The following is a 19,595-nucleotide window of genomic DNA, read 5'->3' as shown; positions in this document are numbered from 1 at the left end:
TTTTCGTTTAACGCCTGCAATGCAGGCCTTTTGGAAGCATGCTGACTATGGCTACAATATATGTAGACGGCAAAGAATATGAAGTCGACGGGGCAGATAACCTGTTACACGCCTGTCTCTCCCTCGGGCTTGATATTCCCTACTTTTGCTGGCATCCGGCGCTCGGAAGCGTCGGCGCTTGCCGCCAGTGCGCGGTAAAGCAGTATCAGAATGCCGATGACACCCGTGGTCGTCTGGTAATGTCGTGTATGACACCGGCGCAGGATGGCACTTTTATCTCTATTGATGATGAAGAAGCCAAACAGTTCCGTGAAAGTGTGGTGGAATGGCTGATGGTCAACCATCCGCATGATTGTCCTGTCTGTGAAGAGGGCGGTAACTGCCATCTTCAGGATATGACGGTTATGACCGGGCACTCCATGCGCAAATACCGTTTCACAAAACGTACCCATCAGAATCAGGATCTGGGTCCGTTTGTTGCCCATGAGATGAACCGCTGTATCGCCTGTTACCGCTGTGTCCGTTACTACAAAGATTATGCGGACGGTACCGATCTCGGGGTGTATGGCGCGCACGATAACGTCTATTTCGGTCGTCCGGAAAGCGGAACCCTGGAAAGCGAATTCTCCGGAAACCTGGTCGAAGTGTGTCCGACCGGTGTTTTCACCGATAAAACTCACTCTGAACGCTACAACCGTAAATGGGATATGCAGTTTGCGCCGAGCGTCTGCCAGCAGTGCAGTGTCGGCTGTAATATCAGCCCGGGTGAGCGCTACGGTGAATTACGCCGCATCGAAAACCGCTATAACGGTACTATTAACCAGTATTTCCTCTGCGATAAAGGCCGTTTCGGCTACGGTTATGTCAACCGCGACGACCGCCCGCGTCAACCGCAGCAGCGCCGCGGAGATTCATGGATTGCCATCAACGCAGAGCAGGCCGCACACGGTGCCGCCGATATTCTGCGTCAGGCAACGCGGACTATCGGTATCGGCTCACCGCGTGCCAGTGTGGAAAGTAACTTTGCGCTGCGTGAACTGGTCGGCACAGAAAATTTCTTCAGCGGATTGTCAGGAGCTGAGCAGCGTCGTCTTGAAATGATGCTGGAAATTCTGCAACAGGGCGGCGTGTATACTCCGTCACTGCGTGAGATAGAAAGCTATGACGCCGTGCTTATCCTGGGTGAAGATTTAACCCAGACGGCAGCGCGTGTGGCACTTTCTGTCCGTCAGGCAGTAAAAGGCAAAGCGCGTGAAATGGCCGCCGCACAGAAAGTTGCGGACTGGCAGATTGCCGCTATCCAGAATATCGGGCAGCGCGCGAAACACCCGCTGTTTGTCACGAATGTTGATACCACCCGTCTGGATGATGTTGCCGCGCTGCATTACAACGCGCCGGTTGACTCACAGGCGCGGTTTGGTTTTGCTGTCGCTCACGCGATTGATAACACCGCACCTGTGGTGAATGATTTATCACCTGAGCTGAAAGCGCAGGCAGAGATGATTGCACTGGCACTGAGTTCGGCTAAAAAACCACTGATTATCAGCGGCAGCAATGCTGGTAGTGATGCGGTTATTCAGGCGGCCGCTAACGTGGCATGGGCGCTGAAAGACAAAGGCGTTCAGGTTGGTCTGACATTTGTCGGCGCGGAAGCAAACAGCTTCGGTGTGGCAATGCTTGAGGCTCAGCCGCTGGACAATGCACTGGCTCTGCTGGCAGACGGCAGCGCAGATACCGCGATTGTGATGGAGAACGATCTCTATCGCCACGGCGACAAAGCCGCAATTGACCGCGCACTGGATAAAGTCACCAATCTGATTGTGCTGGATCATCAGCATACAGCGATTATGGCGAAAGCCTCGCTGGTACTCTCTGCATCAAGTTTTGCGGAAAGTGACGGTACGCTTATCAACCATGAAGGCCGCGCACAGCGTTTCTATCAGGTGTATGAGCCGTCATTCTACGACAAACACATCATCATGCATGAGAGCTGGCGCTGGCTGGCAGATCTGCAAAGTGAAATAAATGAGCAGGGCTGTGACTGGTCGCAGCTTGATCATGTGATTGACGCCTGTATTGAGAAACTGCCGCAACTGGCGGGTATCAAAGATGCTGCGCCGGATGCCGCTTTCCGTATCCGTGGTCAGAAACTGGCACGTGAACCGCACCGCTACAGCGGACGCACATCCATGCTGGCTGATGTCAGTGTGCATGAACAGCGTCAGCCGCAGGACATTGACTCGCCGTTTGCCTTCTCGATGGAAGGGAACAACAGTCCGGTTGCACCGCGTCAGCAAATTCCGTTTGCCTGGGCGCCGGGATGGAACTCACCGCAGGCATGGAATAAATTCCAGGCGGAAGTCGGTGGTCATCTGCGCTTCGGTGACCCGGGTGTGCGGTTGTTCAGTGAAAAAGATGGCGGTATGGATTACTTCGATACGGTTCCTGCGGCATTTGTGCCACAGCAGGGGGTATGGACAGTAGCGCCGTATTATCACCTGTTCGGTAGTGAAGAGTTATCCCAGCGCGCGCCGGTCATTCAGGAACGTATGACCGATGCCTATGTGATGCTGAGTGCACAGGATGCACAACAGCTGAATGTGGCAGAAGGGCAGTCACTGACGATTAAACTGACAAACAGCACACTTGCTCTGCCGGTTCGCATCAGCACACAGCTTGGTGCCGGACAGATTGGTCTGCCGTTAGGTATGCCGGGAATTTCGCCGGCGCTGGCGGGTGCAGTGGTTAATGTACAGGAGGTGGCACAATGAGCAGCTGGTTTACACCTGAATTAATTGATGTGCTGCTGAGCATCCTGAAAGCCGTGGTGATCCTGCTGGTGGTTGTCACCTGCGGGGCCTTTATGAGCTTCGGGGAGCGCCGCCTGCTGGGACTGTTCCAGAACCGCTACGGACCAAACCGTGTGGGCTGGGGCGGCTCGCTGCAATTAGTGGCGGACATGATCAAAATGTTCTTTAAAGAGGACTGGACGCCGAAATTCGCTGACCGCTTTATTTTCACACTGGCTCCGATGGTTGCGTTTACCGCGCTGTTGCTGGCGTTTGCGATTGTCCCGGTCAGCCCGTCGTGGGTGGTGGCAGATCTCAATATCGGGATCCTGTTCTTCCTGATGCTGGCAGGGCTGGCAGTTTATGCCGTGCTGTTTGCCGGATGGGCGAGTAACAATAAATACTCGCTGCTCGGGGCAATGCGTGCCTCGGCGCAGACGGTCAGTTATGAAGTGTTCCTCGGATTATCTGTGCTGGGTGTGGTAGCGCAGGCGGGGTCATTTAATCTGCTGGATATCGTCAATTCCCAGGCATCTTTGTGGAACGTGGTTCCGCAGATCCTCGGCTTTATCACTTTTGCGATAGCGGGTGTGGCGGTGTGTCACCGTCATCCGTTTGACCAGCCGGAAGCAGAGCAGGAACTGGCGGACGGGTATCACCTTGAATATTCCGGGATGAAATTCGGTCTGTTCTTTGTCGGGGAATATATCGGGATCGTAACGGTTTCCGCCCTGATTGTGACCCTGTTCTTCGGGGGCTGGCACGGACCTTTCCTGCCGCCGTTCATCTGGTTTGCACTGAAAACCGCCTTCTTTATGATGATGTTTATCCTGATCCGCGCCTCGCTGCCGCGTCCGCGTTATGACCAGGTAATGTCATTCGGCTGGAAAGTGTGTCTGCCGCTGACGCTGATTAACCTGCTGGTGACAGCAGCCGTTATCTTGATTGCTCAATAGGGGAGCCGGACCATGACATTGAAAGAGTTAGTGGTTGGTTTCGCCACCCAGGTACGCAGTATTTGGATGATAGGCCTTCACGCCTTCCACAAACGCGAAACTCAGATGTACCCGGAAGAGCCGGTTTACCTGCCGCCCCGTTACCGCGGACGGATTGTGCTCACGCGCGATCCGGACGGAGAAGAGCGCTGTGTTGCCTGTAACTTATGTGCGGCGGTCTGCCCGGTGGGTTGTATCTCGCTGCAAAAAGCGGAGCATGAAGACGGTCGCTGGTACCCAGAATTTTTCCGTATTAACTTCTCCCGCTGTATTTTCTGCGGTCTGTGTGAAGAGGCGTGCCCGACGACCGCCATTCAGCTGACGCCGGATTTTGAAATGGGTGAATTTAAGCGTCAGGATCTGGTGTATGAGAAAGATGATTTACTGATCTCAGGTCCCGGTAAATATCCGGAATATAACTTCTATCACAAAACCGGTATGGCGGTTGCGGGCAAAGCCAAAGGCGAAGCCGACAATGAAGCCAAACCGATTGATGTGAAAAGTCTGTTGCCATAAGAGGAGCGGAAAAATGGAAATAACCTTTTATGTCGCCGGGCTGATTGCCATTCTGGCAACACTGTGTGTTATCACACAAACCAATCCGGTGCATGCTTTACTGTATCTGATAACCTCACTGCTGGCGCTGTCTGCCGTGTTCTTTGCCCTCGGCGCGTACTTTGCCGGTGCGCTGGAAATCATCGTCTACGCCGGTGCCATTATGGTGCTGTTCGTGTTTGTGGTGATGATGCTTAATCTGGGGCGTGCGGTGGTGGACCAGGAACGTAAATGGCTGTCACCGTCTGTCTGGATGGGACCGGGGCTGCTCTCGGCGGTACTGCTGGGTGTGATGATTTACGGTATCCGCACACTGAAAGACAATGGTATTGCCGGCGATGTTATCACGGCAAAACAGGTCGGTATCAGTCTGTTCGGCCCGTATGTTTTAGTGGTTGAACTGGCGTCCTTCCTGCTGCTGGCGGGGCTGGTGGTCGCGTATCACATCGGGCGCGATGAAAAAGCGGGCGGCGATTTGGTCAGTCAGCGTAATACGGAGGAAAAAGTATGATCCCTCTTCATCATGGATTAATTCTCGCGGCGGTGCTGTTTATCCTCGGGTTTACCTGTTTGGTTATCCGCCGCAATCTGCTGTTTATGCTGATTGGTCTGGAAATAATGATTAACGCGGCTGCGCTGGCATTTGTCGTCGGCGGAAGCTACTGGGATCAGCCGGACGGGCAGGTAATGTATATCCTGGCCATCAGTCTGGCGGCGGCGGAAGCGAGTATCGGGCTGGCATTGTTGCTGCAATTGCATCGTCAGCGTCAGGATCTTGATATTGATAAAGTCAGTGAGATGCGCGGATGAACTTACTCTTTTTAACCATTTTGCTGCCGCTGATTGGCTTTCTGTTATTAGCCTTTTCACGCGGACGCTGGTCAGAAAATGTGTCTGCCATCATCGGCACCGGCTCTGTCGGGCTGGCAGCACTTACGGCTCTGTGGGCAGGGATGGATTTCCTTGCCAACGGCGGCGGTTTGTATGAACAAACACTCTGGACGTGGATGAGCGCGGGTGATTTCGTCATTCCTGTTACCCTGGTTCTGGACGGATTGTCGCTCACTATGCTGGGTGTGGTCACAGGTGTCGGTTTTCTGATCCACATGTATGCCTCCTGGTATATGCGCGGTGAAGAGGGCTATTCGCGCTTCTTTGCGTACACTAACCTGTTTATCGCCAGTATGGTGATCCTGGTGCTGGCAGATAACATGCTGCTGATGTACCTGGGCTGGGAAGGAGTAGGGCTGTGCAGCTATCTGCTGATCGGCTTCTATTACACCAATCCGGCAAATGGCGCGGCGGCAATGAAAGCCTTTATCGTCACGCGTATCGGTGATGTGTTCCTGGCCATCGGCATGTTTATCCTGTGGGACAAACTCGGCACCCTGAGCTTCCGTGAACTGGCGGTGCTGGCTCCTCAGCACTTTGAAGCCGGTTCTCAGATTATCTTCTGGGCGACACTGATGATCCTCGGCGGTGCAGTGGGTAAATCGGCACAATTGCCGTTACAAACCTGGCTTGCTGATGCGATGGCAGGTCCGACCCCGGTTTCAGCACTGATCCACGCCGCAACCATGGTAACCGCGGGTGTGTATCTGATTGCCCGCAGCCATGAATTGTTCCTGTTATCACCGGAAGTACTGCATTTAGTCGGCGTTGTCGGTGCGGTCACGTTAGTGATGGCGGGCTTTGCCGCACTGGTTCAGACAGATATCAAACGTGTCCTTGCCTATTCTACCATGAGCCAGATTGGCTATATGTTCCTGGCGCTCGGCGTACAGGCGTGGGATGCGGCTATTTTCCATCTGATGACCCATGCATTCTTTAAAGCCCTGTTGTTCCTGGCGTCCGGCTCGGTGATCCTCGCCTGCCACCATGAACAGAACATCTTTAAGATGGGTGGATTGCGCAAAAAAATTCCGTTTGTGTATATCTGCTTCCTGGTTGGTGGTGCCGCGCTTGCTGCTCTGCCGATTATCACCGCCGGTTTCTACAGTAAAGATGAAATTCTGTGGGGTGCGGTGGCACAGGGGCAGAATCCGTTGTTTATCGCCGGACTGGTCGGTGCCTTTATGACATCGCTGTACACCTTCCGTATGATTTTCATCGTGTTCCACGGTAAAGAGCATACACAGGCTCACGCAGTGAAAGGCTTTACCCATACCTTCCCGTTACTGGTACTGGTTATTTTATCCACGGCGGCAGGGGCATTTATCCCGCAGCCGTTGCACGGGATCTTCCCGGCTGAAACCATTATCAATACTGCAGCGGACAAAACCACGACAGAAATCACCTCAGGTATTGTGGCTGTTGCCGGTATCTTACTGGCTGCTGCTCTCTGGCTGGGTCGTCGTACGCTGGTGACAGCGATTGCAAACTCGGCACCGGGGCGCTTCTTCTCCGCCTGGTGGTTCCGCGCATGGGGCTTTGACGCCCTGTATGATGTGATTTTTGTTAAGCCGTTTAAAGCGGTGGGCTGGCTGCTGCAAAGTGACCCGCTCAACAGTCTGATGAATCTTCCGGCTGTGTTCGCGCGCTGGAGTAACAAAGGACTGAGCCTGAGTGAAAACGGGCAGGTTCGCTGGTATATCGCCTCTATGGGGCTGGGTGCAGTGCTGGTTCTCGCTCTGCTGCTTTTGGTTTAAATAAGGGACACACTGCGCCATGCTATTACCCTGGCTGATTTTAATTCCCTTCATCGGTGGTCTGCTGTGCTGGCAGACCGAGCGCTTCGGCACAAAGTTGCCGCGTTGGATAGCGCTGCTGACGATGGGGATCACGTTACTTCTTGCTCTGTATCTGTGGATACAGGGGAATTACAGCTTAATTAACCCGAAAGGTATCCCGGACTGGCAGGCAGAATATTTCCTGTCGTGGATCCCGCGCTTCGGCATCAATATCCACCTGGCACTGGATGGTTTATCACTGCTGATGGTGGTGCTGACCGCACTTCTTGGTCTGCTGGCTATCCTCTGTTCGTGGGGTGAAAACCAGCCGTATCAGGGCTTCTTCCATCTGAACCTGCTGTGGATTTTAGGCGGGGTGATGGGCGTGTTCCTGGCAATGGATCTTTTCCTGTTCTTCTTCTTCTGGGAAATGATGCTGGTGCCGATGTACTTCCTGATCGCACTCTGGGGACACAGCGGCTCTGACGGTAAAACCCGTATTGGTGCGGCAACGAAATTCTTCATCTATACCCAGTCCAGTGGTCTGGTGATGCTGATTTCTATTATGGCGCTGGCGATTGTGCACTTTAACGCAACGGGTCAGTGGAGCTTCGGTTATGAAGATCTGCTGAATACGCCGATGAGCTATGGTGTGCAGTATCTGCTGATGCTGGGCTTCTTTATCGCCTTTGCGGTCAAAATGCCGGTAGTGCCGTTGCACGGCTGGCTGCCGGATGCACACAGCCAGGCACCGACTGCCGGCTCTGTTGACCTTGCCGGTATTTTGCTGAAAACAGCGGCTTATGGTCTGCTGCGTTTTGCGCTGCCTCTGTTCCCGCAAGCCTCTGCGGATTTCACACCTATTGCCATGTGGCTGGGTGTTATCGGCATATTCTACGGCGCGTGGATGGCGTTTAAACAAACGGATATCAAACGCCTTATTGCGTACACCAGTGTGTCGCACATGGGCTTTGTCCTGATCGCGATTTACTCGGCAAGCATGCTGGCGTATCAGGGGGCGGTGGTGCAGATGATCGCGCACGGTCTTTCTGCGGCAGGTCTGTTTATTCTGTGTGGTCAGCTTTATGAGCGCCTGGGCACCCGTGATATGCGCCAGATGGGCGGGCTGTGGAAACGGATTAAATATCTGCCTGCACTCTCCCTGTTCTTTGCGGTGGCAACACTCGGGATGCCGGGCACCGGTAACTTCGTTGGTGAATTTATGATCCTGTTCGGCAGCTTCGGCAGCTACACACTGATCACGGTAATTTCATCGGCGGGACTGGTTTTTGCTTCCGTATATGCACTGTGGATGATGCAGCAGGTGTATTACGGCGAAGCCAAATCGGATAAACCTATTGCAGGCATGAATCTGCGTGAAATCTCTATCGTGATGTTATTAGTGGTATTGCTGGTTATTCTGGGTATTTACCCGCAGCCGGTTCTGGATACCTCTTCGGCCGCGATGGCGAATATTCAGCAGTGGTATTCTGCTTCCATTTCAACTACAGGGTTGTAATTCGCCATGACAATAACTCCTCAACAACTGATCGCACTCTTACCACTGCTGATCGTCGGGTTGACAGTGGTGGTTGTGATGCTGTCCATTGCGTGGCGACGCGATCACTTTATCAATGCCACACTGACGGTCGTTGGTCTGAACCTTGCGCTGGTGTCTTTATATTTCACGGCACAACAACCGGCAATGGATGTTACGCCTCTGGTGCATATTGACGGCTACAGCATGTTTTACACCGGGCTTATCCTGATTTCGTCACTGGCCACCTCGACATTTGCGTATTCGTGGCTGAAAACGTATCCGGATAATAAAGAAGAGTTTTACCTGCTGGTTTTGATCGCCACTCTCGGGGGCATTTTGCTCGCGGGTGCGGATCACCTGGCCTCTTTCTTTATCGGGATTGAACTGCTGACACTGCCGCTGTTCGGGCTTATCGGCTACGCGCGGCAACAGAAGCGCTCGCTGGAAGCGGCAATCAAGTACATGCTGATGTCAGCCGCGGCATCGTCTTTCCTGCTGTTCGGGATGGCGCTGCTGTACGCGGAATCCGGTGATCTCTCTTTTGCCGGACTGGGACGCAGCCTGGCAGACAGTCAGCTTCATCAGCCGCTGATCCTTGTCGGTCTGGGTATGATGATTGTCGGTATCGGCTTTAAACTGTCACTGTTCCCGTTCCAGTTGTGGACGCCGGATGTTTACCAGGGCGCACCTGCTCCGGTATCTACGTTTCTGGCAACCGCCGGTAAAATCGGGATTTTTGCTGCGGTTCTGCGCCTGCTGGCGCTGGCACCGATGGCGGATTCAGACACACTGCGTATTGTGCTGACCGTGATTGCGATTGCGTCGATTCTGTTCGGTAACCTGATGGCGATCACTCAAAACAGTATCAAGCGGATGCTGGGCTATTCGTCTGTTGCGCACATGGGCTATCTGCTGGTGGCGTTTATCGCAATTAATGACCCGAAACTGGCAGAAGAAACCGCAGGGATTTACCTGGCGGGTTATCTGTTTGCCAGCCTGGGTGCATTTGGTGTGGTCAGTCTGATGTCCAGTCCGTACAGCGGGCCGGATGCTGATTCACTTCACGCATACCGTGGCCTGTTCTGGCGCAAGCCGATACTGGCCGCCGTGATGACGGTGATGATGCTTTCCCTGGCAGGGATCCCGATGACCTTCGGGTTTATCGGTAAGTTCTATGTTGTGGCAACCGCGGTGAATGCGCAGCTGTGGTGGCTGACCGCTGCTGTTGTCCTCGGCAGTGCAATAGGTCTGTATTATTACCTGCGCATGATGGTGAGCCTCTACATCCGTGGCTCACAAACACCGGCACGTATTGCACCGTCAGACTGGGCGATGAGTGCGGGCGGCATTGTGGTACTGCTCTCCGCAATTGTGGTGGTGGTTTTCGGTCTCTGGCCGCAGCCATTTATTACCCTGGTCGGTCATGCGGTATTAGCATACTGATCCCGGTAACCGGATAAAACGGCAAAAAGCCCGGCACTGTGCAGACAGCGCCGGGCTTTATTTTATGCAATTCCGGTGAACGCGGAAAAATAACGGCGGTGGGCAAGGATAATGGTATCCAGCCCGGGCAGCGGTACTGATTTACTGACATACGGTTCATAGCGCTGAACACTCTGCAACCAGAACCGCAGCACGGCATTGACTCTGTTATCAAACTCACTCAGTTGCGGAAGTAGTACCAGCGCATTACTGATTTCATGTGCCTGGTCTTTTATCTGTTGCAACTCATTTTTCAGTTTGCGGATAACGCCGTGGAGATCATAAATGCGCTGGCTGAGGATCGTACGGGTTTCAACCAGCTGAATATAACTCAGACCTTCGGACAGCGTATTTATAATAGCGGAAATAACGCGGTACAATTCATTCATAATAAGGCGCTCAGATGAGGATAATTCCACATTCTTCAGTTGTTCGGCTGTCGGTAATGTTGTCGGGCCAAAGAGTGACTGAATTCCCCGCTGATGGATAATTTCCTCAGACTGAATAATGACGGCCAGTTTCTCCTCCCAGTAGGATTTATCGTTGATAAATTTATCAATATTCGGCAAGGCATTTTCAATTGTCCGGTTAAGATACGACTGATAATGAAGTAAATTTCCTTGTAACAACGGAATAGCAGATACATCATATTCTGCATTAAATTGTTTATTAATGCTGTTTACCGAATGATTGACTGTATTAATTTGCCCGATTAAAAATTCATAAATTTGTTTTTCATGCGGGGCGGCATGAGGATTTGAGCCTGCATCAGATGAAATACTTTGAAATAAATTTTCCAGGTCAAAGCTGTATAACTGAGAATAAATCGTGGTGGACTCAGCGGATACCGCATTCAGAATGCGGGTCTGCCAGCGTTTTATTTTATGAATTTGTGCGTGTAAATTAACGGTCGGCAGGGACAAGGTTTCAATTCCACCATTAATATTATTAATAGTGTGTCTTATTTGTGCCAATGTAATATCTTCAGGAATAAGCTCAGAATTCATCATCATATCCTCCTGTTAAGCGGCTAATATTGCAGTGTCAAAAATAGCGAGGAGTTCTTTTGAGTATCCGCGCACACGCTGCCACGGCAGTGTGATTTTTTTCAGCTGCAATGAAAATTGCAGAAGACTGTACGCGTCATTTATCTGCATAAAGGTATTCAGGGATTCGGTAACTTCTGTCAGCATGACCTGCCACATAAAATCAAGATGGTCGATTGCAGTATGTGCATCGGAGAAATAACCATCCAGTGTACTGAGTTCTTTATCCAGTTTAATGATCAGCTTTTGTATCGCCTGCTGAGCAATGACTTTTTCCTGTAGCCCCGCAACCTCCTCAATGAGTATGTTTTTACGCCGCCGTACCTGTTCTGCGCGGTAACCAAAAATGCCGCCGGTGATAATCAGACCAATGATACCGCCGACCAGCCCTGAGAATGACAGTTTTACAAACTGGCTGTATTCCCGTTTGAGGATCTCTATTTCCTCATTTTTCAGCCGGATTTCAGACATAATGCCGTCCGTTTTCTCATTGCTCTGATTCTTGAGTAATTGTTTCTGTTTACGTTTGACTTCATACATCAGTGACGGAATTTCATTATCAGAGTCATCCAGTCCACCAATAAGTTCCAGGCGGAACCGGCCGATAATATTTTTTACACGCTGCGTTTTTATTCTTTCCCCGATAATATCCTCTTTCATTGCAGTTAGTATTTTCACCAATTCCCCGGAGATAATATGATCCTGTTTTTTGTATGTTATATTCTTTAATTTATCTGATGACAGATCCTGTAACGTTATTTTTGCCTGAGTGATAACCGGCATCTCATTAATGGCATTTAATATATAGTCGCCTGTGGTGGTGATGTTGAATCCTGTAATCTCCAGATCAATCGCCTGCTGTTTGGTGGCAGACTCCACATATTCCCAACTCAGCGCATGCTGATAAATATGTGTAAACAGTGTTTGTATATTATGTGGCTCGAAACCGCTCAGTTCAGTTTCACGGTAGCCGATAAAATCAATAACATCTTCGAGTTCCCGCGGAAGTGTCAGCCCGTAATTGATATAGCGTTTAATCTGTACTAAATCATCATGGGTAAATATTCCGGCGGAACGGAATGTATTATCTTCCTCATTAAGAAGCAGCTTTAATGTTGCCGGTGCCACTTCATTTGCTGGAATCATTTTGTCAATAGCTATTGCTTGTGTGTGCATAAATATCCCCTTGTTATGAGATACATAAATCCGGGTGGATGTGGCCGAAATAACATCGGTTTCAGCATTAATTGCTTAAAAATGCGTATGACTCAACGATAAAAAAAAGGGATGGTTTTAATAATTTTTATCTCACCGTATAATCACCGTGACCCGCGTGTCTGACATATCCGGAGTAAGCAGTGATTCTTTTTTCTGATTTTATTTCTCAGGTTTGTGCTGAAATAACCCATAACAAAAATGAAACTAATGATATTTATCAGTATGCGGTGATACTGCCCCCGTCTTTGCAGGCAGCGCTGCCGGTGACGGACTGGCCGGGCTGGCTGAACGGACAGGTGTGCTATCCGCAATTTTACTGGCAGCACCGCGACGGAACAGATACCGCGGCCGTGTGCGGTGAATTGTGCCGCTTTACTCATATCAGTGAGGCGCAGGCGGTACTTGATACATTGCCGGAGCAGAGCAATATCCGGATTTGGGGGCTGAACAGCTGGCAGTTCGATACCTTATCATCCGCGACACCGGAGCAGGGTACCGGCGGCAGTTATCTGTTTATCCCGCGTGCGGAACTGCGCTGCGTGCAGGGCAATATTCAGTTTCTGGTGAATATCGATAGCCGCCGTCCGGTGCAGGAAACCGTAAATTTTCTGCGTTCACTGCGCGGCGATGTTATTCCGCCGGTTCTTGAAACCACGGTTATCAGTGCAGAGCATCAGCCGGATAAAGCCGGGTGGATGCAATTGGTCCGCGGGGCGGTGACCGCCATTTCAGGCGGCCTGATGGAAAAAGTGGTTACCGCGCGCAAAACCGTGCTCAGACTCTCCTCACCGGTGCGCCCGCTGGCGTTTATGCAGGCGAGCCGCGACTGCAATCATCACTGTTATCACTATATGCTGGCGACCGCGCCGGATAATGCGTTTATGGCATCCCCGCCGGAGCGGCTTTATCTCAGAACCGGCGCACAGCTTTGTACTGAAGCCCTTGCCGGTACGGTGGCGGGGGATCCGGATGATGCCCGTGCAGAGGCCGCCGCGCGCTGGCTTCTGGCTGATAAAAAAAATGTGCATGAAAACAGTGTGGTGGTTGATGATATTTGTCAGCGGCTCGAAGGGGCGGTAAATAGCCTGAAAGTGAGTGATGCGACTGTTATCCGTTTACGTAAAGTTCAGCACCTTTACCGGACTATCTCTGCCACATTATATGCCCCCCGTGACAGCGATTGTTTACAGCGGCTTCAGCCGACGGCGGCGGTTGCCGGACTTCCGCGTTCTGCCGCTCTGGAATTTTTGCGCAAAAATGAGCCTTTTGAACGCAACTGGTATGCAGGCAGCGGTGGCTGGTGCAGTCCGTCACAAAGTGAATTTGCTGTATCACTGCGCTGTGCGCAAATTCATGGCAGCCAGATTGATTTGTATGCCGGCGCCGGTATTGTCGCGGGATCAGACCCGCAGGCGGAATGGAACGAAATCGAAAATAAAGCGGCCGGGCTGCGGACATTGCTTGAGGGTGAGCTATAGCAGGGCGTTGATTTTGAAATAATCATCTGATTTATTGAACTGTATTAAAGTATTTTTCAGATCAACCCGTACACTGGGATAAATGACTGATTTAGTGAAGGTGAGTGATGTCAAACAGTGCATTAAACCGCCGCTGGGCGGAGGTGATTTTAGAGGCGCTGAGCCGCCACGGGCTGCGCCATATCTGTATTGCACCGGGCTCCCGGTCAACACCGCTGACACTGGCTGCGGCGGCAAACGATAAATTTGTCTGCCATACCCATTTTGATGAACGCGGGCTGGGGCATCTTGCGCTGGGACTGGCGAAAAGCACGCGGATGCCGGTAGCAGTGATTGTGACCTCCGGTACTGCGGTGGCAAATCTTTATCCGGCACTGATTGAAGCCGGACTGACCGGCGAACGGGTTATTTTCCTGACCGCCGACCGCCCGCCGGAGCTGATTGACTGTGGCGCGAACCAGGCTATCCGCCAGACCACGATTTTTTCCTCTCATCCATCAGCCACACTTGCTTTGCCGCGCCCGACCTTTGATATTACAGCCGCCTGGCTTGTCTCTTCGCTCGATGACATCATGAATCGCCTGCAACATGGTGCGGCGCATATAAACTGTCCGTTTGCCGAACCGCTGTATGATGATGACGGGATCACCGGTAAAGAGTGGCAGGTACCGCTCGGTAACTGGTGGCAGAGTGATAAACCCTGGTTACAGCAGACCCGTTGTACCTCTGTTATCAGTGTCGATGACTGGTTTTTCTGGCGGCAGAAAAAAGGCGTGATTATTGCCGGACGCATGCAGGCCGGTGAGGGAAAACAGTTACGTCAGTGGGCGGACAACCTTGGCTGGCCGCTGATAAGCGACGTGCTTTCCCAGACCGGGCAATCACTGCCGCATGCTGACCTCTGGCTGGCCTCTTCACGTTACCGTGACGTGCTCGCGCAGGCCGATGTGATTATTCAGTTCGGCTCAAGTCTGACCGGTAAACGTCTGTTGCAGTGGCAGGCCGCCTGTACGCCGCCGGAATTCTGGATAATTGATACTATTCCCGGGCGCCTGGATCCGGCAAATCATCGCGGACGTAAATTTGATTGTTCTGTGGGCGAATGGCTGGATGACCATCCGGCACAGAGCCGCACACCCTGGGCGCCGCAACTGACAGAATGGACGCAGGCACTGAGCGCACATGTCACTGAGACATTGCGTGAAGGTTGGGGCGAGGCCCAGATAGCCCGCCGCCTGGATGAATTATTGCCGCCGCAGGGCATTTTATTTGCCGGAAACAGCCTGATTGTGCGGCTGATTGATGCCTTTGCACAGTTACCGTGCGGTTATCCTGTTTACAGTAACCGGGGTGCGAGCGGTATTGACGGACTGATTTCGACTGCCGCCGGTGTTCAGCGCGGCAGTGCAAAACCGACACTTGCGGTCGTCGGGGATATCTCCGCACTTTATGATTTAAACAGTCTGGCGCTGCTGCGTCATACTAACGGACCTTTTGTCTTGCTGATCGTAAATAATAACGGCGGGCAGATTTTTTCTATGCTGCCGACACCGGAGCAGGAACGGCAAAAATTTTATTGTATGCCGCAATCGGTCAGTTTTGCCGGTGCCGCACAGATGTTCGGCCTCAATTACAGTGCGCCGGGTGACTGGACGTCACTGAAAGACACATTGAAAAAAGCCTGGTCACAGCATTGCGCAACGGTAATTGAAGTGACGACTGACGGAGACACCGGCGCGCGCTGCCTTCAGCAACTCGTCAGTGAGACGGCGCAATGACGGTACTTGCCTCGCGGCAATTTATGTCGCAAAAACGAGGTCCCCGGCTGGTCTGGCTTCATGGTCTGTGGGGATGCAAAGAAGAGTGGCAGCCGATCATTAATAACGCAGGGGATTATCCGTCCCTTGTGATTGACCTGCCCGGACACGGAGAGTCGGCCTCTGTGCGTGCGGGAAATTTTGAGCAGGTAAATCAGCAGATTCAGGCGACACTCTCTGCAAATGGTATCGATGATTACTGGCTGGTCGGTTATTCCCTCGGCGGACGGCTGGCAATGTACCATGCCGCTTGCGGTAAACCTGCCGGGCTGCGCGGGCTGATTATTGAAGCGGGAAACCCCGGGCTTGCCACAGAGGATGAACGTCATGTACGTCTCCTGCATGATAATGGCCTGGCGCAACAGTTACGTGAGCGCCCGCTGGCAGACTTCCTGTATGACTGGTATCGTCAGGGGGTATTTGCAGATCTCAGTGAGGAACAGCGCAGGCAACGGGTAGCGCAGCATCTGCATCATAATGCATGTGCGATTGCGGACATGCTGTCTGATACTTCTCTGGGGCATCAGCCGGATCTGGCAGACGCACTGAAACAGCTTACCGTCCCGTTGTTGTATATTTGCGGTGAACGGGATACAAAATTTTGTGCCATCGCACGCGCGCACCAATTTACGTTACAGACAATTCCGGATGCCGGGCATAATACCCATCAGGCAAACCCTGCGGCATTTGCACAGGCAATCCGGACATTTTTATCATTACACTCTGTTTAAAGGAACTCACCGTTATGATGTACCCGAGCGAAGAGCAGCTCTGTGCCCCGGTTGAATGGGTTGATTGCACCGGCGATTATAAAGATATTCTTTTTCATAAATCGAAAGACGGTATCGCCAAAATTACCATTAACCGTCCTGAAGTCCGCAATGCCTTTCGCCCGTTAACGGTCAAAGAGATGATCAGTGCGTTGGCGAATGCCCGCTATGATGACGGGATAGGGACTATTATCTTTACCGGACAGGGTGAAAAAGCGTTCTGTGCCGGTGGTGACCAGAAAATCCGTGGCGATTACGGCGGCTATCAGGATGATACCGGTGTTCATCACCTCAACGTGCTGGACTTGCAGCGTGATATCCGTACCTGTCCTAAACCGGTTGTTGCGATGGTGGCGGGTTATTCCATCGGCGGCGGGCATGTGCTGCATATGATGTGCGACCTGACCATTGCGGCGGATAACGCGGTGTTTGGTCAGACCGGACCGAAAGTCGGATCCTTTGACGGCGGCTGGGGTGCAGCGTATATGGCGCGGATTGTCGGGCAGAAAAAAGCCCGCGAGATCTGGTTCCTCTGCCGTCAGTACAGTGCGCAGGAAGCCCTGGATATGGGACTGGTCAACACCGTTGTGCCTTACGCGGATCTGGAAAAAGAAACCGTGCGCTGGTGTCGTGAAATGCTGGAAAACAGCCCGATGGCACTGCGCTGCCTGAAAGCGGCACTGAATGCCGACTGTGACGGACAGGCCGGATTACAAGAGCTGGCAGGTAATGCCACCATGTTGTTCTATATGACCGATGAAGGCCAGGAAGGGCGCAACGCATTCAACGAAAAACGCGCGCCGGACTTCTCTAAATTTAAACGTAATCCGTAATGCGCAGCGCGACCTTATACCGGTTCAGCCTGCCGATGGAGGCAGGCGTTATTCTGCGCAATCAGCGCCTGAAAACACGTGACGGGCTGCTGGTCTGTCTGCGGGAAGCAGGAAGTGAAGGGCGGGGGGAAATCTCCCCGTTGCCTGAATTCAGTCATGAATCATTGGATGATGCATTGTCTGCTGCACAGGCGTGGATCTCTGACTGGTGCAGCGGTTCAGATCCGGTTGAAAGCACACTGCCGAGTGTGGCTTTCGGCATCAGCTGTGCGCTGGCGGAGCTGGATGGCACATTACCTGAGGCGCTCAGTACCCGTAAAGCACCCTTGTGTACCGGTGACCCGGATGATTTGATCCTCGCGCTGGATGCTATGCAGGGTGATAAAATTGCCAAGGTTAAAGTCGGGCTGTATGAAGCGGTGCGCGACGGTATGGTGGTGAATCTTCTGCTGGAAGCGGTGCCGGATCTGCGCCTGCGCCTGGATGCCAACCGCAGCTGGACCCGGGTGAAAGCCGACGGTTTTGCGAAATATGTGGCACCGGAATACCGCGCCCGTATTGATTTCCTCGAAGAGCCCTGTAAAACACCGGCGGAATCATTAGATTACGCACGGGATACCGGGATAGCGATTGCCTGGGATGAATCTGTACGGGAGCCGGGATTTGTCGTTCAGGCACAACCGGGTGTGGCGGCGATTGTTATCAAACCCACACTGACCGGCAGCATCACGCGCTGCCGTGAACTGATTGATGCGGCACACCGTGCCGGTTTACAGGCCGTGATAAGCTCCTCTGTTGAAAGCAGTTTCGGGCTGACACAACTTGCCCGTATTGCCGGCTGGCTGACACCTGACACCCTTCCGGGTCTGGATACACTGTCTCTGATGCAGTCTCAGCTGGTGCGCCCGTGGCCTGACAGCCCGTTACCGCTTATTACGGAAAATGAATTAACAATCACAGGACAATGGTAATGCCGACAGCAGAATGGCCGTGGGTTTCCCGTGCTTCGCAGGCGCCGCAGAATATTGCGCTGCGCTGCGGCGGGATCTCTCTGACATGGGCAGAATTAGTCTCACGTATTGATGCGCGGGCAGCGGGTTTTTATCAGCAGGGTGTACGCGAGAGCAACTGTGTTGTGCTGCGCGGCAAAAACAGCCCGGAGCTGGTCATTGATTTTCTGGCATTGCTGCGCTGTGGTGCGATAACCCTGATACTCAACCCGGCATTGCCGCACACACAGCTGACGGCACTTATTGCCTCTCTCGGCGCTGATTTTATCTGTGACCGGCATCAGAATACCGATACTGTTCAGGGCTTAAAATCACTGGATACGGCACTGACGGGTAGTTTGCCACCGGATGTGATTGCGCATCCGAAACGCCTGGCAACCCTGACGCTGACCTCCGGCTCGACCGGATTGCCGAAAGCTATCGCGCATCGTCCGGTCGCGCATTTTGCCAGTGCGCAAAGTGTGGTTTCCCTGCTTAACTATCAGGAAGATGACAGCTGGCTGTTATCCCTGCCACTTTATCATGTCTCCGGGCAGGGGATTCTCTGGCGCTGGTTGTTGCAGGGCGGGCAGATGGTATTACGGGCAGAAGGTGAAACGCTGGCGCAGTCCCTGCGCGGGTGCAGTCATGCGTCCCTGGTGCCTACTCAGCTCTGGCGGCTGTTGCAGTCACCGGATACACTGCCGCCGCTGCGCGATGTATTGCTTGGCGGCGCGGCGATCCCGGTTACTCTGACAAATGCGGCGCGAGCCCGCGGGATCCGCTGCTGGTGCGGTTATGGCATGACAGAATTTGCGTCAACGGTCTGTGCAAAACGGGCAGACGGCAAGCCGGGCGTCGGTGAGCCGCTGTCCGGTAAAGCTGTCCGTCTGGATGATGCACAGCAAATCTGGCTCAAAGGTGACAGTTTTGCCGCCGGGATCTGGCTGGACGGCGGGTTGCACACCTTGCCGTCAGAAGAGGGCTGGTATCCGACCCGCGATAAAGGGCATTGGCAGGATGGGGAACTGGTGATTGACGGGCGGCTGGATAATCTTTTCAGCTGCGGCGGCGAGAATGTGCAGCCGGAGATTATTGAAAAACACCTGATGCAGCACCCGCTGATAGCCGAATGCTATGTTGTGCCGGTGGCCAGTGCGGAGTTCGGTGCATCACCGGTTTTTTTGATCCGTGACTATGATAAATGGACAGCAGACCAGAAGCAGCAGTTATGTGACTGGTGCCGTACTGAGCTGGCACCTTTTATGCGCCCGGCCGCCTGCTATGATTTACCTCCGGCTGAGGCCGGCAGTGGTATAAAACGTGCGCGAGCGCCATTAACCGAGCTTGCGCAATCACGTTTCAGCGCCGTGTAATTTGTCATAAAAAAGCCGTTGCAGACTTGTCTGCAACG

16 protein-coding genes are annotated in these 19,595 nt (G+C 52.8%); 14 read left to right on the top strand and 2 right to left on the bottom strand.

Features of this window, described 5'->3' with window-relative positions; genetic code table 11:
* The first annotated feature begins 47 nt into the window (after positions 1–47).
* From nuoG to nuoN, 8 genes are read left to right on the top strand one after another with little or no spacing between them, the layout of a single operon-like run.
* A complete protein-coding gene (gene nuoG / locus AYY17_RS02690) occupies positions 48–2,771 on the top strand; it encodes an NADH-quinone oxidoreductase subunit NuoG (protein WP_156656610.1) in 2,724 nt (907 codons plus the stop codon).
* Positions 2,768–3,745, top strand: a complete 978-nt coding sequence (gene nuoH, locus AYY17_RS02685; RefSeq protein ID WP_067363456.1) for an NADH-quinone oxidoreductase subunit NuoH — start codon at positions 2,768–2,770, stop codon at positions 3,743–3,745. The genes nuoG and nuoH overlap by 4 nt, the downstream gene beginning before the upstream one ends.
* A gap of 12 nt (positions 3,746–3,757) precedes the next feature.
* Positions 3,758–4,300, top strand: coding sequence for an NADH-quinone oxidoreductase subunit NuoI (gene nuoI, locus AYY17_RS02680; protein WP_067363451.1), 543 nt, complete (start codon positions 3,758–3,760; stop codon positions 4,298–4,300).
* A 13-nt stretch (positions 4,301–4,313) separates the two neighbouring features.
* Complete coding sequence (gene nuoJ, locus AYY17_RS02675; protein ID WP_067421061.1) at positions 4,314–4,850, top strand: NADH-quinone oxidoreductase subunit J; 537 nt, start codon at positions 4,314–4,316, stop codon at positions 4,848–4,850.
* Complete coding sequence (gene nuoK / locus AYY17_RS02670) at positions 4,847–5,149, top strand: NADH-quinone oxidoreductase subunit NuoK (protein ID WP_067421059.1); 303 nt, start codon at positions 4,847–4,849, stop codon at positions 5,147–5,149. The genes nuoJ and nuoK overlap by 4 nt, the downstream gene beginning before the upstream one ends.
* Positions 5,146–6,987, top strand: a complete 1,842-nt coding sequence (nuoL, locus tag AYY17_RS02665) for an NADH-quinone oxidoreductase subunit L (protein ID WP_067421057.1) — start codon at positions 5,146–5,148, stop codon at positions 6,985–6,987. The genes nuoK and nuoL overlap by 4 nt, the downstream gene beginning before the upstream one ends.
* Before the next feature lie 19 nt (positions 6,988–7,006).
* Complete coding sequence (nuoM, locus tag AYY17_RS02660) at positions 7,007–8,527, top strand: NADH-quinone oxidoreductase subunit M (protein ID WP_067421055.1); 1,521 nt, start codon at positions 7,007–7,009, stop codon at positions 8,525–8,527.
* A gap of 6 nt (positions 8,528–8,533) precedes the next feature.
* Entirely contained in the window at positions 8,534–9,991 is a 1,458-nt protein-coding gene (gene nuoN / locus AYY17_RS02655) for an NADH-quinone oxidoreductase subunit NuoN (RefSeq protein ID WP_067421053.1), read from the top strand.
* Positions 9,992–10,053: 62 nt separating this feature from the next.
* On the opposite strand, the gene AYY17_RS02650 is transcribed toward nuoN, so the two are convergent.
* Together AYY17_RS02650 and AYY17_RS02645 are read right to left on the bottom strand one after the other, a co-directional pair.
* A complete protein-coding gene (locus AYY17_RS02650; protein ID WP_235845251.1) occupies positions 10,054–11,043 on the bottom strand; it encodes an alpha-xenorhabdolysin family binary toxin subunit B in 990 nt (329 codons plus the stop codon).
* 9 nt (positions 11,044–11,052) lie between these two features.
* Positions 11,053–12,252 (bottom strand): alpha-xenorhabdolysin family binary toxin subunit A, encoded by a 1,200-nt coding sequence (locus AYY17_RS02645; RefSeq protein WP_067421049.1) that lies wholly within the window; start codon positions 12,250–12,252, stop codon positions 11,053–11,055.
* Positions 12,253–12,434: 182 nt separating this feature from the next.
* On the opposite strand from AYY17_RS02645, the gene AYY17_RS02640 reads away from it, so the two are divergent.
* The 6 genes from AYY17_RS02640 to menE all read left to right on the top strand — a co-directional run bounded on the left by AYY17_RS02640 (position 12,435) and on the right by menE (position 19,557).
* Positions 12,435–13,772, top strand: coding sequence for an isochorismate synthase (locus tag AYY17_RS02640; protein ID WP_067421047.1), 1,338 nt, complete (start codon positions 12,435–12,437; stop codon positions 13,770–13,772).
* 107 nt (positions 13,773–13,879) lie between these two features.
* On the top strand, positions 13,880–15,550 hold the full coding sequence (gene menD / locus AYY17_RS02635) for a 2-succinyl-5-enolpyruvyl-6-hydroxy-3-cyclohexene-1-carboxylic-acid synthase (RefSeq protein ID WP_067421045.1): 1,671 nt from the start codon (positions 13,880–13,882) through the stop codon (positions 15,548–15,550).
* Positions 15,547–16,320 carry a 2-succinyl-6-hydroxy-2,4-cyclohexadiene-1-carboxylate synthase gene (gene menH / locus AYY17_RS02630; RefSeq protein ID WP_067421043.1) on the top strand — a complete coding sequence of 258 codons (774 nt, stop codon included), beginning with the start codon at positions 15,547–15,549 and terminating at the stop codon, positions 16,318–16,320. Before menD ends, menH begins: the two co-directional genes overlap by 4 nt.
* A gap of 14 nt (positions 16,321–16,334) precedes the next feature.
* Positions 16,335–17,192 (top strand): 1,4-dihydroxy-2-naphthoyl-CoA synthase, encoded by an 858-nt coding sequence (gene menB / locus AYY17_RS02625; RefSeq protein WP_067363426.1) that lies wholly within the window; start codon positions 16,335–16,337, stop codon positions 17,190–17,192.
* On the top strand, positions 17,192–18,163 hold the full coding sequence (gene menC / locus AYY17_RS02620) for an o-succinylbenzoate synthase (RefSeq protein WP_067421041.1): 972 nt from the start codon (positions 17,192–17,194) through the stop codon (positions 18,161–18,163). Before menB ends, menC begins: the two co-directional genes overlap by 1 nt.
* On the top strand, positions 18,163–19,557 hold the full coding sequence (menE, locus tag AYY17_RS02615) for an o-succinylbenzoate--CoA ligase (RefSeq protein ID WP_067421039.1): 1,395 nt from the start codon (positions 18,163–18,165) through the stop codon (positions 19,555–19,557). The genes menC and menE overlap by 1 nt, the downstream gene beginning before the upstream one ends.
* Positions 19,558–19,595: the final 38 nt, after the last annotated feature.

Source organism: Morganella psychrotolerans (assembly GCF_001676055.1).
GTDB lineage: Bacteria > Pseudomonadota > Gammaproteobacteria > Enterobacterales > Enterobacteriaceae > Morganella > Morganella psychrotolerans_B.
This window is presented reverse-complemented; position numbering and strand designations above follow the sequence as displayed.